Source organism: Kitasatospora sp. NBC_01250 (assembly GCF_036226465.1).
In the GTDB taxonomy this organism is placed as follows: domain Bacteria; phylum Actinomycetota; class Actinomycetes; order Streptomycetales; family Streptomycetaceae; genus Kitasatospora.
The window spans coordinates 7243348-7267189 of record NZ_CP108476.1; the positions used below are offsets into that span (position 1 = coordinate 7243348).

General features: G+C 73.6%; 19 protein-coding genes. 7 read left to right on the forward strand and 12 right to left on the reverse strand.

What is annotated here, in order from left to right; translation table 11 throughout:
* Positions 1-89: 89 nt before the first annotated feature.
* From OG500_RS30690 to lysA, 6 genes are all read right to left on the reverse strand, one after another.
* Complete coding sequence (locus OG500_RS30690) at positions 90-488, reverse strand: GntR family transcriptional regulator (protein WP_327070084.1); 399 nt, start codon at positions 486-488, stop codon at positions 90-92.
* A 91-nt stretch (positions 489-579) separates the two neighbouring features.
* Positions 580-2517 (reverse strand): LCP family protein, encoded by a 1938-nt coding sequence (locus OG500_RS30695; RefSeq protein WP_329584753.1) that lies wholly within the window; start codon positions 2515-2517, stop codon positions 580-582.
* A 140-nt stretch (positions 2518-2657) separates the two neighbouring features.
* The gene (locus tag OG500_RS30700) at positions 2658-3575 is read right to left on the reverse strand and encodes an NADP-dependent oxidoreductase (protein WP_329584756.1); all 918 of its coding nucleotides are present in this window, start codon (positions 3573-3575) and stop codon (positions 2658-2660) included.
* Between the two features lie 160 nt (positions 3576-3735).
* Positions 3736-4329 carry a hydrolase gene (locus OG500_RS30705; RefSeq protein ID WP_329584759.1) on the reverse strand — a complete coding sequence of 198 codons (594 nt, stop codon included), beginning with the start codon at positions 4327-4329 and terminating at the stop codon, positions 3736-3738.
* 80 nt (positions 4330-4409) lie between these two features.
* On the reverse strand, positions 4410-4898 hold the full coding sequence (locus OG500_RS30710) for a MarR family winged helix-turn-helix transcriptional regulator (protein WP_329584762.1): 489 nt from the start codon (positions 4896-4898) through the stop codon (positions 4410-4412).
* 113 nt (positions 4899-5011) lie between these two features.
* Positions 5012-6265 carry a diaminopimelate decarboxylase gene (gene lysA / locus OG500_RS30715; protein WP_329584765.1) on the reverse strand — a complete coding sequence of 418 codons (1254 nt, stop codon included), beginning with the start codon at positions 6263-6265 and terminating at the stop codon, positions 5012-5014.
* Between the two features lie 330 nt (positions 6266-6595).
* Here lysA and OG500_RS30720 point away from each other — a divergent pair, with 330 nt between their 5' ends.
* Positions 6596-7612, forward strand: a complete 1017-nt coding sequence (locus OG500_RS30720; protein WP_327070090.1) for a glycosyltransferase family 2 protein — start codon at positions 6596-6598, stop codon at positions 7610-7612.
* A gap of 125 nt (positions 7613-7737) precedes the next feature.
* Here the strand turns inward: OG500_RS30720 and OG500_RS30725 are convergent, their stop codons facing one another.
* The gene (locus tag OG500_RS30725) at positions 7738-8253 is read right to left on the reverse strand and encodes a pyridoxamine 5'-phosphate oxidase family protein (RefSeq protein WP_327070091.1); all 516 of its coding nucleotides are present in this window, start codon (positions 8251-8253) and stop codon (positions 7738-7740) included.
* Between the two features lie 5 nt (positions 8254-8258).
* Positions 8259-8729 carry a VOC family protein gene (locus OG500_RS30730; protein WP_327070092.1) on the reverse strand — a complete coding sequence of 157 codons (471 nt, stop codon included), beginning with the start codon at positions 8727-8729 and terminating at the stop codon, positions 8259-8261.
* 233 nt (positions 8730-8962) lie between these two features.
* On the opposite strand from OG500_RS30730, the gene OG500_RS30735 reads away from it, so the two are divergent.
* From OG500_RS30735 to lnt, 4 genes are all read left to right on the forward strand, one after another.
* Positions 8963-9187 carry a hypothetical protein gene (locus OG500_RS30735; RefSeq protein ID WP_327070093.1) on the forward strand — a complete coding sequence of 75 codons (225 nt, stop codon included), beginning with the start codon at positions 8963-8965 and terminating at the stop codon, positions 9185-9187.
* A 21-nt stretch (positions 9188-9208) separates the two neighbouring features.
* Positions 9209-10540 (forward strand): SPFH domain-containing protein, encoded by a 1332-nt coding sequence (locus OG500_RS30740; RefSeq protein WP_329584770.1) that lies wholly within the window; start codon positions 9209-9211, stop codon positions 10538-10540.
* Positions 10541-10627: 87 nt separating this feature from the next.
* Complete coding sequence (locus tag OG500_RS30745; RefSeq protein WP_327070095.1) at positions 10628-10906, forward strand: dsRBD fold-containing protein; 279 nt, start codon at positions 10628-10630, stop codon at positions 10904-10906.
* A gap of 28 nt (positions 10907-10934) precedes the next feature.
* Entirely contained in the window at positions 10935-13748 is a 2814-nt protein-coding gene (gene lnt / locus OG500_RS30750) for an apolipoprotein N-acyltransferase (protein ID WP_329584775.1), read from the forward strand.
* A 30-nt stretch (positions 13749-13778) separates the two neighbouring features.
* Here lnt and meaB read toward each other — a convergent pair whose 3' ends face one another.
* The 3 genes from meaB to OG500_RS30765 are packed head-to-tail and all read right to left on the reverse strand — an operon-like array spanning position 13779 to position 18894.
* Positions 13779-14771: a methylmalonyl Co-A mutase-associated GTPase MeaB gene (gene meaB / locus OG500_RS30755; RefSeq protein ID WP_327070097.1), complete on the reverse strand. Its 993-nt coding sequence runs from the start codon at positions 14769-14771 to the stop codon at positions 13779-13781.
* An 11-nt stretch (positions 14772-14782) separates the two neighbouring features.
* Entirely contained in the window at positions 14783-16984 is a 2202-nt protein-coding gene (gene scpA / locus OG500_RS30760) for a methylmalonyl-CoA mutase (protein WP_327070098.1), read from the reverse strand.
* Positions 16981-18894 (reverse strand): methylmalonyl-CoA mutase family protein, encoded by a 1914-nt coding sequence (locus OG500_RS30765; protein WP_329584779.1) that lies wholly within the window; start codon positions 18892-18894, stop codon positions 16981-16983. The genes scpA and OG500_RS30765 overlap by 4 nt, the downstream gene beginning before the upstream one ends.
* Before the next feature lie 319 nt (positions 18895-19213).
* Between OG500_RS30765 and OG500_RS30770 the strand changes: the two genes are divergently transcribed.
* Together OG500_RS30770 and thrS are read left to right on the forward strand one after the other, a co-directional pair.
* A complete protein-coding gene (locus OG500_RS30770) occupies positions 19214-19765 on the forward strand; it encodes a WhiB family transcriptional regulator (protein WP_329584781.1) in 552 nt (183 codons plus the stop codon).
* Positions 19766-20292: 527 nt separating this feature from the next.
* Positions 20293-21537 (forward strand): threonine--tRNA ligase, encoded by a 1245-nt coding sequence (gene thrS, locus OG500_RS30775; protein ID WP_329584783.1) that lies wholly within the window; start codon positions 20293-20295, stop codon positions 21535-21537.
* A gap of 71 nt (positions 21538-21608) precedes the next feature.
* Here the strand turns inward: thrS and OG500_RS30780 are convergent, their stop codons facing one another.
* Complete coding sequence (locus OG500_RS30780; protein ID WP_329584785.1) at positions 21609-23828, reverse strand: NADP-dependent isocitrate dehydrogenase; 2220 nt, start codon at positions 23826-23828, stop codon at positions 21609-21611.
* Positions 23829-23842 lie beyond the last annotated feature (14 nt).

Consider the following 23842-nt stretch of genomic DNA (forward strand, 5'->3'; position numbering starts at 1 on the left):
ACTGTGCTGCCAGTCTATCGGCCCGCAACGGGCCGCCCGTACTGCTTTACGGCCGGTCCGGTGGATCGCCGGGCGGCTGCCGGACCGCTTCAGGCGGCGTCGGGCGGCCCGGCGTAGCCGTGCTCCAGGGCGAGCGAGACCAGCGCCGCGGCGTCCTCGCGGTCGAGGCCGGCGGCGCGGGCCCGGCGGACCCAGGCGGTGAGGTCGGCGCTCAGCGCGGAGTCGGCGGTGCGGCGCGGGTCCGGCAGCGAGCGGCGGATGAAGGTGCCCACCCCGCGGCGCCCCTCGGCCAGTCCCTCGCGTTCGAGTTCGCGGTAGGCCTTGAGGACGGTGTTCGGGTTGATCGCGGTGGCCTCGACCACCTCGCGCGCGGTGGGCAGTTTGTCGCCCGCGTGCAGCAGCCCCAGCCGCAGGGCCCGCTTGGTCTGCTGCACGATCTGCAGGTAGGCGGCCACGCCGCTGCGCCGGTCGATGAGGTACTCGATCATCGGATCGCCAAATCACTAGGAATATAGTGAAAGTCTGCCCCGCCGCGCGGACGACCGTCAAACGCGTCGGGGCGGGGCGGACCCGGCGGCCTCAGGGCTGCGGCACGTTCGGCGCGTTCGGACCGGTCCAGCTGTAGATGTAGTGCGACTGGCCGTCCTTGAACGAGTGGTACGGCGACGGGTTGACGTCCATGCACTGGTTGGCGTCGTCCTGCGCGTTCTGCGCCACCGCGGCGGTCGGCATCGCGGTGGGTGCGGGCGGCGCGGCGGCCGGGCTCGCCGCGTTGCCGCCGCCGGGCGCGCCGCTCGGCCAACTGGTGCCGCTGGTCCAGTCGGTGCCGACCAGCAGGGTCAGATGGGCCGACGCGGTGGACTCGCTCAGCACGCTGTCGGGCAGGCCGAGGGAGGCTGCCACGGCCTTGGCCTGTGCCTGCTCGGCGGCCGGATAGAGCAGCTTGGTGGGCGACTTGGGTGCGGTCCTGGGGTCCAGCGTGGCGTGCGTGTAGCCCTGCGCGGTGAGCGCGTCGCTGATCGCGGTGCTGCGGCCGGAGGCGCCGCTGGCGTTCTGCACCGTGACCCGCACGGCGGACTTCTCCACTGGCGCGGCCGGCGCGGAGGGCGACGGGGCGGGCGCGCTGGTCGCCGCCACCGGCGCGCTGCTGGTGGCGGGGTCGGCCGGCGCCGCGGTGGGCGGCGGGGCGTTGCGGTCGAGCGGGACGTCGGCCGCGATCATCTGGAAGAGCTTGAACGAGTCGGGCGTGGTCACCACGAAGGCGGCGTCGGGGTTGGCCGGGTTGTCCTGGTAGACGGTCGGCGCCGTCACCGTGGTGATCCGGTTGGTGGGCACCTTGTTGAGATCCAGGGCCAGCGAGGCCAGCGCGTTCACCGAACCGAGGCCGTTGTCGACGGTCAGCGCCTTGGTGGCCGCCTGGGCGAGGTCGTTGAGCTTCAGCGGGTTGGCGAGGGTCTTGGCCGACTTCAGCTCGCGGATCATCGAGTTGATGTAGAGGTGCTGGGCCTGGGCGCGTCCGAGGTCGGTGCCGTCGCCGAAGGCGTGCCGGGTGCGCAGCCACTCCAGCGCCTGCTCGCCCTTGATCGAGTGGGTGCCGGCCGGCAGCTCCAGGTGGGAGCCGACCTGGTGGAAGACGCCCTCCTTGTCCGTGGAGGGCTGGTAGTCCATCACGTTCTCTTTGGTGCAGACGTCGACGCCGCCGATGGCGTCGGCCATGTTCACCACGCCCGCGAAGTCGACCATCATGTAGTGGTCGATGTGGATCTTGGTGAGCTTCTCCCAGGTGTCCACCACGCAGCCCGCGTCCCCGACGTTGAGGCTGTCGGTGATGATGTCGTGCTTGGCCTTGGTGACCGCTTTGGTGGTCGGATTGGTGCAGGCCGGGATGTCCGCCTGGGTGTCGCGCGGGATGCTCATGATGGAGGCGTTGCTGCGGTCGGCCGACAGGTGGACCAGCATCTCGGTGTCGGCGTGCGGGGCGCTGCCGTCGCAGGAGCCGCCGAGCTTGCAGTCGTCCGCGCTGGTCCGGCCGTCCGAGCCGATCATCAGGATGTTGAGCGGGGTCTGGCCGGCCGCGTTCGGCTTGGACTCGGGGGCGAGCGCCGAGCCGCCGTTGTTGAGCGCGCCCTTGCGGATGTTGGAGTTGAGCTCCTGGACGTAGAGGTAGCCGCCGCCGACACTGGCCACCACCACGAAGCCCACGCCCATCGCCGTGTACTTGAGGATCCGCTTGCGCTTGGCGGCCTTGGTGAGCTTGCCGCCGGCCGCGCCGCGGCGCGCGGCGGCCCGGCCGCCCGCCGGCGGGGTGCCGGGGGCGCCGGCGTCCGGGCCGGCCGCGCTCTGGGTTCCGGTGCGGCGGCCCGGGCCCGCTTTCGCGGCCTTGCGGGCGGCGGCGCGGCCACCGGCGGGCTGGGGAGCTCCGGAAGGGTTGCCCGTCGGACCAGGACCACCGTCCGGCCCGAACTGCCCCTCGCCCGGATTTCCGCCCTCGGTAGGGCCGTTGCCGTCGAACGTCATGCGGTTGACCACCAAGCTCTGGCTGTGCCAGGTCCTCCCCCTGGGCGCTTGGCGGGAGACTATATCAATTTGAGATCATCGGTTTAATGCGGGCCGAGTGTGGTGAAGGCGGCCGCTGCTGAGCGGTCATCAGTGGTGACTCAGAGAACTCGGAGCACGGCCTTGCCCGGGATGCCGTGCAGTTTGGCCGCGAACGCCTCCCGCGCCTGCGCCAGCGGGAAGACCGCGCCGACCTGGGGCTTGAGCAGCCCGGCGGCGGTCTGACGGGCCAGCTCGGCGAGTTGGCCGCGGTCGGGCTCGACGATGAAGAAGGCGCTGCGGCCGGCCTCGGGCGCGACCGGCGGCGGGGCGGTGACGGAGACCAGTACGCCGCCGGGCCGCACCAGCTGGGCGGAGGCGGCCAGCAGCTCGCCGCCGATGGTGTCGAAGACCAGGTCCACCTGGCCCGCCGTGGCGGCCAGCGGGTCCTGCTCCAGGTCGACGAACTGCTCCGCGCCCAGCTCCTTGGCCAGCGCCGCCGCCTTGCCGCGGCCGGAGGCGATCACCTGGGCGCCCGCCCGGTGGGCGAGCTGGACGGCCAGGCTCCCGGTGCCGCCGGCCGCGCCGTGCACCAGGACCCGCTGCCCGGCCGCCAGCCCGCCGTGGGTGAACAGGCCCTGCCAGGCCGTCAGTCCGGCCAGCGGCAGGGCGGCGGCCGTGCTGAAGTCGACCGCATCGGGCAGCGCAGCCAGGCTGCGGGCCTCGATCGCGATGAACTCCGCCGCCGCCCCGTCGCGGTGCCAGTCGCCGAGCCCGTAGACGCGCTCGCCGACGGAGAAGCCGGTGCTGCCGTAACGGACTTCGGCGACGACCCCGGCCACCTCGTGGGCCGGCACGGTGGGGGTGCGGTCGCGCCCTGCACGGTCCACCCAGCTGCCCGGCCAGTGCAGCTCGTCCGGGACGAAGCTGGCCGCGTGCACCCGCACCAGCACATCACCGGTGGCGGGTACGGGGGTTGGGGCGTCCTCCAGGACGAGGGAGTGGTGGTCGCCGGGCTGGTGGATCCGTACTGCCTTCATGGGCGGCGGTCCTTTCCGCTACTGCGTGGTCAGTTGGGAAGCCGTGCCCAACTTCTCATCCGCGCCGAATGAAATCAAACCTGACGGTCTGTTATCTGAACGGTGTATCCGCGCGGACATGACGCAGTGTCAGAAAGCTTGCCGGTGAAGGCGTTCGCGGTCAGGAGCCGAGCGCGGTGAGCACCGTGTCGGTGCTGCCGATCTCGCCGAGCCGCGGGAAGATCCGGGTGAAGCTGTGCAGGTGCGACTCGGCGCTCATGTCGGTGGTGGCGTCCTCGACGAAGGTCAGGTGGTAGCCGTGCTCCCAGGCCGCCCGCGCGGTGGACTCCACGCCGATGCTGGTGGCGATGCCGGCCAGCACGATCTGGGTCACCCCGCGCCGGCGCAGCTGGAGGTCCAGCTCGGTGCCGGTGAAGGCGCCCCACTGGCGCTTGGTGATGACGATGTCGTGCTCGCCGGTGGTCAGCTCGGCCGGGAACTCGGCGAAGTTCGCGGGCCAGGAGCCGCCGCGCGGGGTGGCCTGCAGGGTGCGCTGCGGCGGCAGGTCGCCGCCGTCGGCGGAGAAGGTGACCCGGACCAGGACCACGGGCAGGCCCTTGGCGCGGAAGGCGTCGGCCAGCCGGACGCCGCGGGCCAGGATCTCCGGGCCCGGGGTGACGGTGGGTGCGCCGAGGATGCCCTGCTGGAGGTCGATCAGCACCAGCGCGGTGCTGGGGTCGATGGTCAGTTCGGGCGAGAAGGCGATCTCGGACATGGGAGCGGGTTCCTTTGTTCTGGGGGGGGGAGGGCTGCCTGTGTTCTGGGGGGAGGGCTGCCTGATGGAGGGCGTGGCGCTCAGTCGGTCGCCAGGCGGCGCAGCAGGCCGGCGGCCTCGTGCAGGGTCTGCTGCTCGGCCGGGTCGAGCCGGGTGGCGATCAGCTCCACCAGCCGGCCGCGGCCGGCGGCCCGGCGCTCGCGCAGCAGCGTCCGGGCCGGCTCGGTGAGCGAGATCAGCAGCTGCCGGCCGTCCTCGGGGTGCGGGGTGCGCTCGATCAGCCCCTCGGCGAGCAGGGCGCCGACGGTGGCCAGCATGGACTGCGGCCGGACCTGCTCGGCCCGGGCCAGCTCGGCCGCCGTCCGGGGTCCCTCGCGCTCCAGCCGCTTGAGAGCGGCCTCCTGGGAGAGCGTGAGGCCGCTCGTCGAGGCCTCCGCGCGCAGCCGGCGCACCAGCAGGCCCAGGGAGAGGGCCAGCTCCTCGGCGGTCTCCTGCAGCTGCTGCGGTGCGCCCTGCTGGCCCTGCTGGCCCTGCTGGTGCTGCTGCTGGTCCTGCGCGTCATCCGGCACAGCGGTACTCCCTGGATCGACAGGCAGACTGATGAGGAAAGCTTAGCAGTCTGCCTGTCGATCCAGGGGGCGATCCGCCAGTGGTCCGGTCGGCGGCCCTGCCGGTGGCCCGGTCAGCCGGGCAGTCCGGTCTCCAGTGCGAGCAGTTCGGCGACGCTCTGGCGGCGGCGGATCAGCCGGGTCTCGGCCCCGTCGACCAGCACCTCCGGGATCAGCGGGCGCGAGTTGTAGGTGGAGGACATGCTCGCGCCGTACGCCCCGGTGTCGTGGAAGACCACCAGGTCGCCGATCTCGGCGCGCGGCAGCAGCACCGACTCGACCTCACCGCCCGCGGTCTGGGTGAACACGTCGCCGGACTCGCAGAGCGGCCCGGCCAGCACCGTCTCGCGGGCCGGCGCGATCCGCGGCGTGCCGTCCGGCGCCAGCACCGAGATGCGGTGGCTGCTGCCGTACATGGCGGGCCGCATCAGGTCGTTGAAGCCGGCGTCGACCAGCACGAAGTGGTTGCTGCCGACCGGCTTCTGCGCCCGCACCTCGCTGAGCAGCACCCCGGCGCCGGCCACCAGGAAGCGGCCCGGCTCGATCTCCAGCCGTACGGGGTGGCCCAGTTCGCGCACCAGCTCCTGGCGGGCCGCGTCCCAGATCCGGAAGTACCGCTCGGTGTCGACCTCCGGCTGCCCGGGCGCGTAGGGCACCGAGAGGCCGCCGCCGGCCGAGATCGCCCGCACGTCCCGCCCGCAGAGCCGGACCTGCTTGACCATCGTCTCGCAGACCGCCTCCAGGTGGCCGTAGTCCACGCCCGAGCCGATGTGCATGTGCAGGCCGACCAGGTCGAGGCCGTGACGGTCGACCAACTCCAGGCTCTCGGCGAGGTGTTCGTGCCAGATGCCGTGCTTGCTGTGCTCGCCGCCGGTGTTGGTCTTGCGGCTGTGGCCGTGCCCGAAGCCCGGGTTGATCCGGATCCAGACCTGGTGGCCCGGGCTGGCCGCACCCAGCTGGTCGAGCATCTGCGGCGAGCCGGCGTTGACCGGGACGCCCAGTTCGACCACCCGGCGCAGCGTGGGCCGGTCCAGCAGGTCGGCGGTCAGGACGACCGGCTCGTCCGGGCCCGCGACCTCGTACCCCGCGGCCAGTGCCCGCTCCAACTCGCCCTGGGAGACGGCGTCCACCAGGACGCCCTCGGCCCGCATCAGCCGCAGGACGTGCGTGTTGGAGCAGGCCTTCTGGGCGAACCGGATCACGTCGAAGCTGCGCAGCCGGGCGATCTGGGCGCGGATGTGCCCGGCGTCGTAGACCCAGGCCGGGGTGCCGTGCTCGGCGGCGGTGCGGGCCAGCCGGGCGCCGTCGAGGGCGGGGGAGGTGGTCACTCGGTGTCCTTCGCACAATTCGTGGCGCGGGCTGGTGAATTTCGGATCCGGAAAATGTCCGCGGATCCGAAAACCCTACTGCGGGCGGGCCTTGGAGGGAAAAGCGCAAAAGAAATTCCCGAGTGGCGCGGAATCGGCGGACAAATGCGGTCGCGGGCTTCGGGGGCCGAGAAATATTGCGGCGGGTGGGGCGGGGCGGGCGGCTGACGTGGACGGGATCTGCGTGGCTGGTGAGGGTGTTGTGAGCATGACTGGCGGAACGTGCGATATGCCGGATTAGTCACCTCATGGGCCTTGCTGCGTTCCTGACATCGGCTTACCTTCTGGCGCATGCCCGCACCCCTCATCTCCATCGTCCTGCCCGCCTATGACCTGCAAGGACAGCTCGCCGACTGCCTGGACTCGATCCTCGAGCAGTCCTTCGGCGGCTTCGAGGTCATCGTGGTGACGGACCCCTCGCCCGACTGCCCGAGCCGGGTCCCGCACGCGGCGCAGGACGGGCGGGTGTCGGTGCTGCGGCTGAACGCCACGGTGGGCGTGGGCCGCAGCCGCAATGCGGGGGCGGCGCGCGCCACCGGGCGTTATCTGCTCTTCCTGGACAGCGACCACGTGCTCGATCCCGGGGCACTGCTGGCCCTGGCCGAAAAGGTGAGCGCGGCGGATCCGCAGGTGCTGCTCTTCGGCCACACCCGGCTGCACGCCGGGCAGGTCTGGCCGGGCGGCGCCGCCGCCCTGCTGGGCTCGGTCCAGGAAGCGGCCGGGGCAGGCTGCTTCCGGGTGGCCGACCACCCCGAACTGCTCGGCGCGCCCGCCCAGGTCTGGGACCGGCTGATCAGCCGCCGGCTCTGGGAGGACGAGGAGCTGGCCTTCCCCGAGGGCGAGTACGAGGAGGTGCCGGTGGCCTACCAGGCGCTGCTGGCGGCCGAGCGGGTCGCGGTGCTGGACCGGGACCTGGTGCAGATCCGGCGCCGCCACACCGTGCACCCCACCGGGTCGCCCGGCAGCAGCACCTTCGACCTCTTCGACCAGTACGAGCGCAGCTTCGAACTGCTCGACCGGCGCCCGGAGCACGAGGTGCTGCGGCCCCACCTGTTCGGCCGGATGATCCGGCACTACCTCTTCGTCTTCGACCTGGCGGGCTGTGTCACCCGGGCGGCCCGGCCGCGGTTCTTCCACCGGGCCGCCGAGCACTACCAGCGCTACCTGCCGGCGGGCTTCAAGCGCCCGGGCGGGCGCGCGGGGCTGAAGTTCTCGTTGCTGGCGGGCGGCGTGTACAGCGCGTTCGAGGTGGCGAAGCTGTCGCAGATCGCGCGAACGGCGGTCACAGGGAAGGGCGGGCGGGGGTAGCGCTGCGAAGGGCGGGCGGGGGTAGCGCTGCGAAGGGCGGGCGGGGGTGACACTGCGAAGGCGGGCGAGGGTAGTTCCGCGAAGGGCGGCCGGGGCAGCCGCTCAGGGGGGAGCAGCGCCCGGGCTCAGTCGAAGGTCCAGCGGGTCGGCGAGCCGGTGAAGTCGGCGTCGGTCAGGCCGAAGACCGAGCCCGGCCGGACCCGGATGGTCGCGTTCACCGCCGGGTCCAGGAACTCCGGGCCGTAGCTGGTCCGGTACTTCGCGTTGAGCGCGGCCAGGAACGCGGCGACGTCGACCGGCGCTGCCATCACCTCCGCGACCCCGTCGAGCACCACCGGCTGGTGGGGGTTGTCGGTGGTGAGCACGCAGTCGGGGCGGTCGGCCAGGTTGCGGTACTTGCGCGAGCGCCGGCTGCTGCTGAACCAGAGCGCGCCCCGCAGCCAGACGCCCCACACCGGCATGCTGTGCGGGCGGCCGTCCGGGCGCACCGTGCAGACCCAGTAGTCGTGCGAGTCGGTCAGCCGCCGCTCGGCCCAGGACCAGGGCAGCAGGCCGCTGCCCTGGTCCGCGCCCAGGATGCCGTAGCCCGGCATGTGCGGCCGGGCCGCGTGCGGCGGCCTCGCCGCCGAGTCGTCGGACACCGCGGTCAGCTGTCGCCCATCGCGGCGGCGGCCCGCTGGGCCATCTCCTGCGGCGGGACGTCCTCGATGTGGGTGGCCACGTTCCAGCGGTGGCCGAAGGGGTCCTCGAAGGTGCCGGCGCGGTCGCCGTAGAACTGGTCGGTGACCGGCCGCAGCTCGACGGCGCCGGCCTCCAGCGCCTTGGCGAAGACGGCGTCCACGTCCTCGACGTACACGTGGAGCGTGACCGGCGAGCCGCCGATCCTCTTCGGCCCGCGCGAGCCGACCTCCGGGTACTCGTCGGAGAGCATGATCACCGAGTCGCCGAGCGCGAGTTCGGCGTGGCCGACCCGTCCGTCGGGGCCGGTCAGCACGCCGCCGCGCTTCTGGGCGCCGAGCACCGAGACGTAGAACTCGATCGCCGCCGCGGCGCCGTCGACGCTCAGGTAGGGCACAACGCGCGGGTAGTCGTCCGGCACGGGCTTCACGGTGGTCATCGGCGGCCTCCGGCTGAGGTGGTGGGGTGCTGGCGGTCAGCCTGGCACGGGGTGCCCGGCCGCCGGGGCAGCCGCGCGGCCGGGCGGCGGGGGCGTCCACCGGGTGGGTCAGGGCCGTGCCCGCGCGCGTCGTGGCGCGGGCGGCTCTTTCCGGTGGCGGGCTCGTTAGATTGGAGAGCAGGGGTCCCCATGGCCGGGGCCCGCGGACCGGCGCCGGAGAGCGGGTGGACCTGATGGCGGTGCCTGACGACGCCGAGCAGAGCCCGGTCGGAGCGGTCGGCTGGGTCACCGTCTCGATCCCGGCGGACGGGCCGGGCGAGGTGCTGCTGCCGGTGCGCGGGGGCAGCGAGGCGTTCGCGGCCTGGGCCGATGTGCCGATCGCGCGGAACACGCAGGTCATGGTCGTGGAGCGGATATCGGCGAGGTCGGTACTGGTGGTGCTGTTCCCTCGTACATAGGACGTTCGTGAGGAGTTCGCGATGTTGTTCTGGCACGTGCCGGCGCCCAACGAGGCGCTGTTGATCTCCGGTTCCAAGCGCCAGGCCCAGGACACCCAGTTCCGGATCGTCACCGGGCACGGCAGCTTCGTGATGCCGATCAAGCAGAAGGCCAGGATCCTCTCGCTGGCGCTGCGCGAGGCGGAGATCGCCGAGGACTGCGTGACCCAGCAGGGCATCCGGCTCACCGTCCGGGCCGTCACCGTCTTCAAGGTCGGCGACGACTCGGTCTCGATCGCGAACGCGGCCCGCCGGTTCCTGGCCGAGCAGGCGCGGATGGAGGAGCTGGTCGGGCGGATCTTCGCGGGCCATCTGCGGTCCATCATCGGCGGCCTGACGGTGGAACAGATCATCCGCGAGCGCGACCGGGTGGCCCAGGAGGTCAAGGCCGGCAGCCACAACGAGATGGAGAAGCTCGGCATCGTGGTCGACGCCCTGCAGATCCAGGAGATCGAGGACGCCACCGGCTACGTGACCAACCTGGCCGCCCCGCACGCCGCCGCCGTCGCCAGTCAGGCCCGGATCGCGCAGGCCAGGGCCGACCAGGAGGCCGCCGAGCGCGAGCAGGAGGCGATGGCCCTCAAGGCGCAGTACGAGCGGGACACCGCGATCAAGCGGGCCGGCTTCGTGGCCGAGACCGAGCAGGCCAACGCCCGCGCCGCGCAGGCCGGACCGCTGGCCCAGGCGAAGGCCTCGCAGGAGGTCATCGCCGAGCAGACCGCACTGGCGCAGCGCCAGGCGGAGCTGGCCGCCCAGCGCCTGGAGGCCGAGGTGCGCCGCCCGGCCGACGCGGAGGCCTACCGGCTGCGCGCGCTGGCCGAGGCGCAGCGCGACCGGGCGAAGTTCGAGGCCGAGGGCGAGGCCTACCGGCGCACCACGCTGGCCACCGCCGAGGCCCAGGCGGCGCGGGTGCAGGCGGACGGCGCCGCGTACGCGGAGCGGACCACCGCCGAGGCGCAGGCCGCCGCCAACTCCGTGCGGGCCGACTCGCTGCGCGACGGCGCGCAGGAGCTGATCGCGGCCAACCGGGTGGTGGAGAACCTGCCGGCGCTGGTGGAGGCGGCGGCCCAGGGCATCGCGGGCTCGAACCTGACCATCCTCAACGGCAGCGAGGGCGTCAGCCAGGTCGCCGCCGGGATCGTGGGGCAGGGGCTGGCGATCCTGGACGTGCTGAAGCGCGCGACGCCCAAGGGGTCGCCGGAGCCCCAGGCAGCGCAGCCGTCGCAGGCATCCCAGGCGTCCCAGGCCTCGCAGGTGGTGGAGGTCCGCGAGGAGGGCCGGCCGGGGGCGGTGGAGCGGCCGTCGCAGGGCTGAGCCGTTGCCGTTGCCGGTCGGGCGCGGGCCGGAGCACGCTGGTGGTGGGCACCGCCGTCGGGTGGTGCCCGGCCAGGGAGGTGCCAGATGCGCAACTACCGGCTGGACAACCAGTGGGACATCGAGCTGAGCTTCGAGGAGGACGGCACCAGGACGGCCTGCTCGGCCCGGCTGGCCGGTGAGCGCGCCCCCGCCCTGCACGGCCAGGGTGCGGCACTACGCCAGACGAGTGATAGGCCCGACTACCGGATCGGCGAGGAGCTCGCCGCCTCCCGCGCGCTGCACGCGCTGGCCCGGCAGCTGCGGGCCCGGGCCGACGGCGAGATCGGCGCGGCGGACCACTGGCCCGCCGACGCGGGCCACTGACCAGCACGGCAGCGGGTGATCTGCACCGATGCGCGAACGAACGGGGCTCAGACGGGGCCCGACCCCCGACGAGCCGGTGCCGCGCGCGGCCACCGGGCCGGGCGGCGGGTCCGTCCGGCAGGACCTCAGCGGCCCGCTGCGCGGGTTGATCGGCGGACAGTGCCTGGGCCAGGCGGGCGACGGGCTGGCCCAGATCGCCTTCGCCCAGTTCGTCCTCTTCGACGTGGGCCGCGGCGCCACGCCCGGCCGGATCGCCCTCGTGCTGGCGGTGACGCTGCTGCCGTTCAGCCTGCTGGGGCCGTTCGCCGGGGTGCTGCTGGACCGGTTCGACCGGCGCCGCACGCTGGTCGTGGTCTCGGTGCTGCGCGCGGTGCTGGTGCTGGCCGGCGCGGTGATCGTGGCGCAGCGGTGGACCCCGGCGGCGTACGTGGCGACCCTGCTGCTGCTCTCCTCCTCCCGCCTCGTGCTCACCGCCAAGGGGGCCGCGCTGCCGCGCACCGTGCCCCGGGAGCGGCTGGTGCCGGCCAACGCGCTCTCCGCGCTGGCCGGATCGGCCTCGGCGTTCCTCGGCGCGGTCGGCGGTTCGCAGTTCGTGGGGTGGTCGGCGGCGGCCGGGTTCATGGCGGCGGGCCTGCTGTACGTGGCGGCCGCCCTGGTCTTCGCGCCGCTGCCCTACCTGGGCGGGCGGGGCGCCGGCGCCGGGGCTGAGCGCGTGCTGGTGCGGCTGCGCCGGGTGGCGGTGGACCTCTGGGACGGCGTGAAGGTGGCCGGCGGCAGCACCGCGATCCGGCGGCCCCTGCTGGCGGTGGCCACCCACCGGCTGCTGCTCGGGGCCGGCTTCGTGCTGCTGGTGCTGGTCGCCGACTCGCAGTACGGGCTGAAGGCCTCCGGGTACGGGATCGCGCTGGCCGTCACCGGGGTCGCCACCTTCGCGGCGAGCGCGGCGGCGCCGCCGCTGGCCGCCCGCTACGGGGCCCGCGCGCTGCTGCCGGCGGCCTTCCTGCCGGCCGCCGCGGCGGCCTACGTCGGCGGGCTGCTGCCCTCGATCTGGGTGCTGGTGCCGTGCGTGGGGGTGGCGGCCTTCGCCTTCCAGGTGCTCAAGGTCTGCACCGACGCGCTGGTCGGCGGTGCGACGCCCGATGCGGCGCGCGGCCGGGTCTTCGCGATCTACGACATGCTCTACAACGTCTCGTTCGTGCTCGCCGGCCTGGTGATGGTGCCCTGGTGGCAGTCCGGGCACCAGCGGGCGCTGCTGTGGTGGGTGGCGGCCGGCTTCACCGCCGGGTGGGTGGTGTTCGGGGCGGTCGAACAGGGCTGGCGGCCCCGTGAGCGGCTGGCGCACCGGCTGACCGGCGGACGGCAGCGGCGGGCGAAGCTGCCGGGCCGCTACCGGGGACGGCTCGGCGCCCTCGCCGTCGGCATGCTGCCCGCGCTCGCCTTTCCCGCGCCCGCCTGGTGGTGGCTGGCCTGGTTCGCGCTGGTGCCGCTGACCCTGGTGGTCCGTGCCGCGCCGACCCGGCGCGAGGGCGTGCTGCGGGCCTGGTGGGGCCTGGCGGGCTTCGAGATGGCCACCCAGTACTGGCTGGTGCCCGACATCGGCCCCGCGCTCGCGCTGGCGGGCGTGCTGCTCGGTGCCCTCTGGCTGCCCTGGGGCTGGGCCGTGCACCGGCTGCTGGCCGCTCCGCTGACCGGCCGGCGCACGGTGGCGGCGCTGGTGGTGGTCCCCAGCGCCTGGCTCTGCGCGGAGGGCGCGCGGTCCTGGCAGAGCCTGGGCGGGCCGTGGGCGCTGCTGGGGGCCACCCAGTGGAACCAGCCCGAGATGCTCTCCACCGCGGCGCTGGGCGGGGTCTGGCTCACCGGGTTCCTGGTGGCCGTGGTGAACACGGCGCTGGCGGTGGTGCTGATCCAGCGTCGGCTGCGGCTGCGGGTCGCGGCGTTGATCACGGCCGCCGGGTGCCTGGCGGCCGGGCCGCTCTGGTCGGCGGTGCGCCCGGGGCTGCCGGTGACCGGCAGCGTGCCGGTGGCCGTGGTGCAGCCCGGGGTGGCCACCCCCGCCGAGCAGCAGGCCTTCGAGGTCGCGGCGACCGGCCGGCTCGCCGCGCAGCACCCGGCCCTGGTGGTGTGGGGGGAGAGCTCGCTGGCGGACAACGTGAACAGCGGCGTGTCCTCGAACGCTTCGCTCGCCGCGCTCGCCCGTACCGTGGGCGGCGACCTGCTGGTCAACGGCGACGCGCCGGCGGCCGACGGCTCGGGCTTCTACAAGCAGTCGCTGCTGATCGACCCCGGCGGCGTGCTGGGCACGTACGCGAAGATCCGGCTGGTCCCGTTCGGCGAGTACATCCCGTTCCGGTCGGCGCTGGGCTGGCTGACCGGCATCAGCAAGGCGGCGCCGACCAACGTGCTGCGCGGCGACCGGACGGTGGTCATGCGGGCCGGGCCGGTCGGCTTCGGACCGCTGATCTGCTACGAGTCGACCTTCCCCGACATGGCCAGGACCGAGGTCGCGCACGGCGCCCGGCTGCTGGTGTACCAGACCAGCACGTCCACCTTCCAGGGCAGTTGGGCCCAGCCCCAGCACGCCTCACTGGCCGCGGTGCGCGCCGTGGAGACCGGCCGCCCCGCGGTCCAGGTCGGCCTGACCGGCGACAGCGCGGTCTTCGACGCGCACGGCCACCTGCTGGCCTGGCACGGCGATGGCTACCGCGGCGCCTTCGTGACCCAGGTCCCGCTGGTCTCGGGCACCACCCCGTACCAGCGCACGGGCGACTGGATGCTCGCCGTGGCCTTCACGGTGCTGGCGGGCGCGGTGACGGCGGCGGGCCTGGGGCGGGGGCGGCCGTGACGCAGGCGCCCCACGCCCGTGGCTCCCTGCCTACTCCCCGGGGTGCTGGAAGGCGGCGAGGAGTTGCTGGGCCGCCAGGGTCGCGGTGAGGGTGCCTTCGCGGACCTGGCGTTCCAGCGCGGGGGTCAGGCGGCGGACCCCGGGGTGTTCGTGGAGCTGGGCGTAGAGCTGGTCGTGCACCATGGCCCAGGTCCAGGCGACCTGCTGGTCGCGCCGCTTGGCGGTGAGCGCGCCGGTGGCCTCCAGCAGCTCGCGGTGCTGGGTGAGGCGCTCCCAGAGTTCGTCCAGGCCGGTGCCGTCCAGGCCGCTGCAGGTGAGCACCGGGGGCGTCCAGACGGCGTCCGGGGCCTGGAGCAGGCGCAGGGCGCCGGCCAGTTCGCGGGCGGCGGCCCTGGCGTCGCGGTCGTGCGGGCCGTCGGCCTTGTTGACCGCGATCAGGTCGGCCAGCTCCAGCACGCCCTTCTTTATGCCCTGGAGCTGGTCGCCGGTGCGGGCCAGGGTGAGCAGCAGGAAGGAGTCGACCATGCCCGCCACCGTGGTCTCGGACTGGCCGACGCCGACCGTCTCGACCAGCACCACGTCGTAGCCGGCCGCCTCCATCACCACCATCGACTCGCGGGTGGCGCGGGCCACCCCGCCGAGCGTGCCGGAGGTGGGGGAGGGGCGGACGAAGGCGTTCGGGTCGGCGGAGAGCTTCTCCATCCGGGTCTTGTCGCCCAGGATCGAGCCGCCGGTCCTGCTGGAGGTCGGGTCGACGGCGAGCACCGCCACCTTGTGGCCGCGCCCGGTCAGCCGGGTGCCGAGACCCTCGATGAAGGTCGACTTGCCGACACCGGGCACGCCGGTGATGCCGACCCGCACCGCCCTGCCGGAGTGCGGCAGCAGGTCGACCAGCAGGCGCTGGGCGAGCTCGCGGTGGTCGGGCCGGGTGGATTCGACCAGGGTGATGGCCCGCGCGATCCAGGCGCGCGAGCCGTCGAGCACACCCTGCCGGTACTGGTCGAGGTCGATCGTGCGAGCCATCGGTCAGCGGCTCACAGCTCGTGGCCGAGTTCGGCGCCGAGCGAGACCAGCAGCTCGTACGCGGCGTCCGGGATCACCGTGCCGGGCCCGAAGACCGCCGCGGCACCGGCCGCGTACAGCGCCTCGAAGTCCTGCGGCGGGATCACGCCGCCGACCACGATGGTGATGTCCTCCCGGCCGGCCGCGGCCAGTTCGGCGCGCAGCGCCGGGACCAGGGTCAGGTGCCCGGCCGCCAGCGAGGAGACGCCGACGATGTGCACGTCGGCCTCCACCGCCTGGCGGGCCACCTCGGCCGGGGTCTGGAAGAGCGGGCCGACGTCCACCGTGAAGCCGAGGTCGGCGAAGGCGGTGGCGATCACCTTCTGGCCGCGGTCGTGGCCGTCCTGGCCCATCTTGGCGACCAGGATGCGCGGGCGGCGTCCCTCGGCGGCCTCGAACTTCTCGACCAGGTCACGGGTGCGCTGCACGGCGGTGGAGGAGGCTCCGGCTTCGTCACGGTACACACCCGAGATGGTACGGATCTGGCCGGAGTGCCGCCCGTACACCTTCTCCAGGGCGTCCGAGATCTCGCCGACGGTGGCCTTGGCCCGGGCCGCGTTCACGGCCAGCGCCAGCAGGTTGCCCTCCAGCGAGCTGCTCGACCCCGCCTCGGCGGCGCGGGTCAGCGCGTGCAGCGCGTCCTGGCAGGCGGCCTCGTCGCGCTCGGCGCGCAGCCGGCGCAGCTTCTCGATCTGCTGGGTGCGCACCGAGGAGTTGTCGACCTTGAGCACGTCGATCTGCTCGTCGTTGGCCACCCGGTACTTGTTGACACCGATCACCGGCTGGCGGCCCGAGTCGATCCGCGCCTGGGTGCGGGCGGCGGCCTCCTCGACGCGCAGCTTGGGGATGCCGGCGTCGATCGCCTTGGCCATGCCGCCGGCCGCCTCGACCTCCTGGATGTGCTGCCAGGCGCGCCGGGCCAGGTCGTGGGTGAGCTTCTCGACGTAGGCGCTGCCGCCCCACGGGTCGATCACCCGGCAGGTGCCCGACTCCTGCTGGAGCATCAGCTGGGTGTTGCGCGCGATCCGGGCCGAGAAGTCGGTGGGCAGCGCGAGCGCCTCGTCCAGTGCGTTGGTGTGCAGCGACTGGGTGTGGCCCTGGGTGGCGGCCATCGCCTCCACACAGGTGCGGGTGACGTTGTTGAACACGTCCTGGGCGGTCAACGACCAGCCCGAGGTCTGCGAATGGGTGCGCAGCGACAGCGACTTGGGGCTCGACGGGGCGAACTGCTTGACCAGCTTGGCCCAGAGCAGCCGGGCCGCGCGCAGCTTGGCGACCTCCATGAAGAAGTTCATCCCGATCGCCCAGAAGAACGACAGCCGCGGCGCGAAGGCGTCCACGTCCAGCCCGGCGCCCAGCCCGGCCCGCAGGTACTCCACGCCGTCGGCCAGCGTGTAGGCGAGCTCCAGGTCGGCCGTCGCACCGGCCTCCTGGATGTGGTAGCCGGAGATGGAGATCGAGTTGTAGCGCGGCATCTTCTGCGAGGTGTACGCGAAGATGTCGGAGATGATCCGCATCGAGGGCTGCGGCGGGTAGATGTAGGTGTTGCGGACCATGAACTCCTTGAGGATGTCGTTCTGGATGGTCCCCGCCAGCTTCTCGGGCGGCACCCCCTGCTCCTCGGCCGCCACGATGTAGAGCGCCAGCACCGGCAGCACGGCGCCGTTCATGGTCATCGACACCGACATCCTGTCGAGCGGGATGCCGTCGAAGAGCTGGCGCATGTCGTAGATCGAGTCGATCGCCACGCCCGCCATGCCGACGTCGCCGGTCACCCGCGGGTGGTCGCTGTCGTAGCCGCGGTGGGTGGGCAGGTCGAAGGCGACCGACAGGCCCTTCTGCCCGGCCGCCAGGTTGCGGCGGTAGAAGGCGTTCGACTCCTCCGCGGTGGAGAAGCCCGCGTACTGGCGCACCGTCCAGGGCTGGTTGACGTACATCGTCGGGTACGGGCCGCGCAGGAAGGGCGCGATGCCCGGGTAGGTGCCCAGGAAGTCCAGGCCCGCCAGGTCCTCGGCGGTGTAGAGCGGCTTGACGCCGATGCCCTCCGGGGTCTCCCAGAGCTGCTCGCCCACGTCCTTGCCGGTGGCCTCGCGCCAGGCGTCCTGCCACTGCTCGGCGGTGGCCGCGGCGGCCTGCTCCCCGTCGAGCCCGATGGTGGTGAAGTCGGGGATCATCGCGCCACTCCGATCTGGTCGAGGAGCGAGGTCAGGACCGCGACCGCGTCGCCGCCCGCGGAGACGAACCCGTCCACCCCGGCTCGTTGGTAGGCCTCGCGCTGCTCGCCGGGCCGTCCGGCCAGCAGTACGGTGCCGGCACCGGCCGCCTTCAGCGCGCCGGCCACCGCCTCGCCCAGTTCAGCGTAGAGCGTGTCGCTGGAGCACAGGCAGGCCGTGGTCGCACCGCTCGCGGTGAACTCCGCGGCCAGCGCGGCCGGCTCGGTGCCCGCGGCGAGCACCGTCTCGATGCCGCCGGCCTGGAACAGGTTGGCGGCGAAGGTGGCCCGCGCGGTGTGCACGGCCGCCGGGCCGAGCGCGGCCAGGAAGAGCTTGGGCCGGCTGCCGGTGGCCGCCAGGTGCGCGTCCGAGCGGTCCCGCAGCGCCTCGAAGGCCTGGGCCCGGCGCACCCGGGGCAGGCCGCCGCCGGGCGGGGCCGGAGCCGGCTCGCGGACCAGCGGCTGCTCGCCGAGGTTGGGGAACTCGCTGACGCCGGTGACCGGCTCGCGCCGCTTGGCGATCCTGGCCGAGCGCTCGGCCCAAGTGGCGGCGATCGTCCCGCCGACCAGCCCGGAGTCCAGCGCGGCCCGCAGGCCGCCGGCCCGCTCGATCTCCTGGAACCAGCTCCAGGCGGCCTGCGCCAGCTCCTCGGTCAGCTGCTCCACGTACCAGGAGCCGCCGGCCGGGTCGATCACCCGGCCCAGGTGCGACTCCTCCAGCAGGATCGCCTGGGTGTTGCAGGCGATCCGGCGGGCGAAGGTGTCGGGCAGCCCGAGCGCGCTGTCGAACGGCAGCACGGTCACCGCGTCGGCGCCGCCGACCCCGGCGGCCAGCGTGGCCACGGTGGTGCGCAGCATGTTCACCCACGGGTCGCGCGCGGTCATCATCACGGACGAGGTGACGGCGTGCTGGCGCTGGGCCGCGGCCTCCGGCGAGACGCCGCTGACCTCGGCGACCCGGGCCCACAGGCGGCGCGCGGCGCGGAACTTGGCGATGGTGAGGAACTGGTCCTCGGTCGCGGCGAAGCGGAACTCCAGCTGGCCGGCGGCCGCGTCCACGGACAGCCCGGCGGCGGTCAGCTCGCGCAGGTAGGCGACGCCGGTGGCGAGCGCGGCGCCCAGCTCCTGGGCGGGGGAGGCGCCGGCGTCGTGGTAGGCCAGGGCGTCGACGGTCAGGGCGCGCAGGCCCGGGTAGTCGCGGTGGCAGCGTGCGGCCAGCTCGGCGGCCTCGGCGAGGCGGGCGGTGGTGGCGTCGGTGCCGGCGTCGGCCCCGTCGCCAGCGCTGCCGGTGCGGGCGAGCAGGCCCAGCGGGTCGGCGCCGAGGTTGCCGGAGGCCGCCGCGTTCGGCACCGCGCGCTCGGTCAGGAGCTCGAAGAACCGCTCGGCCGCCGCCTTGGTCTGCTCCCCGGCGTCCAGCACCACGGCCGCGAGGTCCAGGTAGACGTCCCGCAGAGCCGTCGGCAGCGCCGGGACCGGCAGGCCGGCCGGGCCGAGCGCGAGCCAGACCGAGCCGCCGCCGTGCTCCAGGTCGGCCAGCACGGCCTCGGCGGCGCGCGCCGGGTCCGGGTCGGCGTGGTACTGGCGGACCTCCCAGCCCGCCACCGCCGGACCCTGCGGGCGACCGCCGCGCACGAACGGCGGGAAGCCGGGGTAGCCGGCCGCGGCCGGGGCCGGGGCGTCCTCGGCGGTGTACAGCGGACGGGCGCGCAGCCCGTCCTGAAGCGTGCTGGCCAGCGCGTCCTCGGCCGGCGAACCGGGGGCGGCTTGCGTACCTGACTTGCTCAGGACGCCTTCGACCAGGCGCCGCCACTGCTCACGGCTTGCATCCGGGAACTCGGCGGCCAGGGGGAGCCCTTCGGGCGGGACCGTCATGTGGGCAGGTTAGTGCCCGCGCCCGAAGCCGCAGCAGGGTCACCGGGTGTGATGTTGCACTCGCTGGTCCACCTGGCGGGCCTGCGGGTGCACCCGGGGGATTCGTCGTACCGGTCTCGCGCCGGGCGGGGCGCGGGCGGGTGCGGCGCGCCGCGGTTGACGCCCGCTCAGCAGCTGCGCATCGCCGCCGCCGTGCGCGGCTGCGGCCGTTCGGCCGAGCTCATGCCCGGGTCCTGGTGAACCCGCAGGTCGGATGGTCCGTGACAGCTGATGGGGCCGTACCGCCGGTGCGGCCCACGGACGGGCCGAGGAGGCGGGAATGTCACGGTCTTCGGCCGGCGGCCGGGCGGGTGGGGCCACGGTCGCCACCACCGGGCCGGCATGTCGCTTTGTCGACCCGGAGCTGTTCTTCGCCTGCGGGCGCGGCGCCGAGGCCGGGCAGGTCATGGACAACGGCGCCCGGGTGGCGGCGGCCAAGGGCGTCTGCCGGTGCTGCCCGGTGCGCCAGGCCTGCCTGCGGCAGGCGGTGGCGGACGGGGAGAGCGACGGCATCTGGGGCGGGCTGACGCCGATGGAGCGCCTGGTGCTGCGCCGCCAGAGCAGTGCGCTGCTGGCCCTGGGCGAGGGCGCGGTGCGCCTGGTGGAGGGGCTCCTCGCGGCGGGCCTGCCGCCGACCGAGCGCGACCGCCCCGGCGTCGTGCTGCTGCTGCTCAACCACGGGTGGACCGAGCGGGAGATCTCCGCGGCTCTCCACCTGCCGGACGCCACCGTCCGCGCGGCGCGGGCGACGGCCTGGCGGGTGCTCGACTACTGCCGTGCGCTGGGCCTGGCGCTGCCGGGCTGGGTCACCCGCAGGGCGGGGCAGGGGTGACCGGGCACCGTCCGGCGCGGACTGCCGGGCGCCGCGGGCGTGTCAAGGGGCAAGTGCGCCCTCCCGGCCATTCTTTGGCCGGAACCCGCCCCCAGTGGCCTCACCCAGTGGATTCGTTCATGCGCATGGTGTAGCCATAGTCGTGACATGTTCGCGATGAAAGGAGGTTACGATGCTCAAGAAGCTGTTCGCCTGGCTCGTCCCCCCAAGAGGCGAGCGTTCGGTCCGACCGGACCAGCTCCCCGCTCTCTGGCGCCCGGCCCGCTAGGCCGGCCGCCGTTCGCCACAGCCCCGGCCACCACAAGAGGCCGGGGCCGTGGCGTTTCCCGGGGCGTTTATCCGATGTCCGGCCGAGGGGGCCGCTGTTACGCTGGCAGACATGAACTTCCCGAAGCACGCAGTCGCGACGACGACGCCGGAGACCGTCCCGGTGCGCTGACAGCTGCTTCACGTCGACCAGGCCCCGGGGCGAGTGCCCCGGGGCTTCGCCATGTGGGTACTCGCTCCGCACCATCCGAGGAGTACCCATGCCCGACCAATCCGCCCAACCCGCCCCCGACCACCGCAGGCTGGGCCGCGCGCTCGACCTCTTCGACACCGACCCGCTGATCGGCGCCGGCCTGCCGTACTGGCTGCCGGCCGGCGCTGCGGTGCGGCACGCGGTGGAGGAGTACGTCCGCGAGGTGGAGCGCCGGGCCGGCTACCGGCACGTCTGCTCGCCGGTGCTGGGCAAACGCGAGCTGTACGAGATCTCGGGGCACTGGGCGCACTACCGCGAGGACATGTTCCCGCCGATGGACCTGGGCGGCGAGCAGCTGGTGCTGCGGCCCAGCCTCTGCCCGCACCACGCGGTGATCTTCCGCTCCCGGGCCCGCAGTTACCGCGAACTGCCGCTGCGGATGGCCGAGCTGGGCGGGATGTACCGCGCCGAGCGCTCCGGGGTGCTGGGTGGGCTGACCAGGGTCCGCTCGATCCAGCTCAACGACGCGCACATCTTCTGCACCCTGGACCAGGTGGCCCAGGAGGTGCGTGCCGCCCTGGAGTTGATCCGCGAGGCCTACCGGGTGCTGGGCATCGAGGCCGCCCGCTACCGGCTCTCGCTGCCCGGCGAGGGCGGCAAGTACGTTGACGATCCGGCGATGTGGCGCCGGGCCGGGGAACTGCTGGGCGGCGTGCTCGCGGCGGCCGGGATCGACTACGAGAGCGTGGCGGGCGAGGCGGCCTTCTACGGCCCCAAGATCGATGTGCAGGTCGCCGACGGCGCCGGGCGCGAGGCCACCCTGTCCACCATCCAGGTCGACTTCCACCAGCCCGAGCGGTTCGACCTGCGCTACGTCGGCCCGGACGGCGCCCGCCACCGCCCGGTGATGGTGCACCGCGCGGTGATCGGCAGCGTGGAGCGGGTGGTGGCCCAGCTGATCGAGCGGCACGCGGGCGCCTTCCCCGGCTGGCTGGCGCCGGTGCAGCTGGTCGCGCTGCCGGTGGGCGACGCCGAGGTGCCGGCCGCCGCCGCGCTCGTCGAGCGGTGCGTGGCCGAGGGGCTGCGGGCGGAGCTGGTGCTGCCCGAGGAGGGCGGCCTGGGGGCGCGGATCCGCACCGCGCGGCTGGTGCCGTACCAGGCGGTGATCGGCCCCCGGGAGGCGGCCGGGGAGGCGGTGGCGCTGCGGTTGCGCGACGGCCGGCGGCTCGAACCGCTGCCGGTCGCCGAGGCGGTGGCCCGCATCCGGGCCCAGCTCGCCGCCCGCCGCGCCGAGCTGTGGGCCGCCTCCTGACGCGGCACGGCACGGCAAGGCCCCCGGGTCCGCAGCAGCGGACCCGGGGGCCGAGGAGGAGGGTGACCGGATCAGCCGAGGGTGGCGAGAGCCTCGTTGAGGGTCTTCGAGGGGCGCATGGCCGCCGCGGCCTTGGCCGGGTCGGGCTGGTAGTAGCCGCCCAGCTCGACCGGCGAGCCCTGCACGGCGATCAGCTCGTCGACGATGGTCTGCTCCTGCTCGGCCAGCGTCCGGGCCAGCGGGCCGAACGCCGCGGCGAGCTTGGCGTCGCCGGTCTGGTTGGCCAGCTCCTGGGCCCAGTAGAGCGCCAGGTAGAAGTGGCTGCCGCGGTTGTCGATGCCACCGAGGCGACGGCTGGGCGACTTGTCCTCGTTGAGGAAGGTGCCGGTGGCCCGGTCCAGGGTGTCGGCCAGCACCTGGGCGTCGGCGTTGCCGGTGGTCTGCGCCAGGTGCTCGAAGCTGGCCGCCAGCGCGAAGAACTCGCCCAGGCTGTCCCAGCGCAGGTAGTTCTCCTTGACCAGCTGCTGGACGTGCTTCGGGGCGGAGCCGCCGGCGCCCGTCTCGAACAGGCCGCCGCCGTTGATCAGCGGGACGATCGAGAGCATCTTGGCGCTGGTGCCCAGCTCCAGGATCGGGAACAGGTCGGTCAGGTAGTCGCGCAGCACGTTGCCGGTGACCGAGATGGTGTCCTCGCCGCGGCGGATCCGCTCCAGCGAGAAGGCGGTGGCCTGCTCGGGGGCGAGGATCTCGATCTGCAGGCCCTCGGTGTCGTGCTCCGGCAGGTACGCCTTGACCTTGGCGATCAGGTTGGCGTCGTGCGCACGGGTCTCGTCCAGCCAGAAGACGGCCGGGTTGCCGGTGGCGCGGGCGCGGTTGACGGCCAGCTTGACCCAGTCGCGGATCGGCACGTCCTTGGTCTGGCAGGCGCGGAACACGTCGCCGGCGCTGACCGGCTGCTCGATGACCGCGTTGCCGGCCGCGTCGACCAGGCGCACGGTGCCGTCGGCCGGGATCTCGAAGGTCTTGTCGTGGCTGCCGTACTCCTCGGCCGCCTGCGCCATCAGGCCGACGTTCGGCACCGAGCCCATGGTGGTCGGGTCGAAGGCGCCGTGCTCGCGGCAGTTGTCGATGACGACCTGGTAGACGCCCGCGTAGCTGCTGTCCGGCAGCACGGCCAGGGTGTCGGCCTCCTTGCCGTCCGGGCCCCACATGTGGCCGGAGGTGCGGATCATGGCCGGCATCGAGGCGTCGACGATGACGTCGCTCGGCACGTGCAGGTTGGTGATGCCGCGGTCGGAGTCGACCATGGCCAGCGCCGGGCCCTCGGCGAGCTCGGCCTCGAAGGAGGCCTTGATCTCGGCGCCCTGCGGCAGCGCGTCCAGGCCGCCGAGGATGCCGCCCAGGCCGTTGTTCGGGTTCAGGCCGGCACCGGCCAGCACCTCGCCGAACTGCGCGAAGGTCTTGGGGAAGAAGGCGCGCACCACGTGGCCGAAGATGATCGGGTCGGAGACCTTCATCATGGTGGCCTTCAGGTGCACCGAGAACAGCACGCCCTCGGCCTTGGCCCGGGCCACCTGGGCGGTCAGGAACTCGCGCAGCGCGGCGACGTGCATCACGGAGGCGTCGACGACCTCACCGGCCTGCACCGGGACCGACTCGCGCAGCACGGTGGTGGTGCCGTCGGCGGTCGCCAGCTCGATCCGCAGGGTGCCGGCCTCGGCGATGACCGCGGACTTCTCGGTGTGGCGGAAGTCGTCGACGCCCATGGTGGCGACGTTGGTCTTGGAGTCCGAGCTCCAGGCGCCCATCCGGTGCGGGTGGGTCTTGGCGTAGTTCTTGACCGAGGCGGGCGCCCGGCGGTCGGAGTTGCCCTCGCGCAGGACGGGGTTGACGGCGCTGCCCTTGATCTTGTCGTACCGGGCGCGCTCCTCCCGCTCCTTGTCGGTCTTCGGGTCGTCCGGGTAGTCCGGCAGGGCGTAGCCCTGGCTCTGCAGCTCGGCGACGGCCGCCTTGAGCTGCGGGATCGAGGCCGAGACGTTCGGCAGCTTGATGATGTTGGCCTCGGGGGTCTTGGCCAGCTCACCGAGCTCGGCGAGCGCGTCGGCGATCCGCTGGCCCTCCTCCAGGTACTCCGGGAAGCTGGCGATGATGCGCCCGGCCAGCGAGATGTCGCGCGTCTCCACCTTGACGCCCGCTGTCGAGGCGTAGGCCTGGATCACCGGCAGGAACGAATACGTTGCCAGGGCCGGGGCCTCGTCAGTGTGCGTATAGATGATGGTCGAGTCAGTCATCAGTGCTCCGCTTC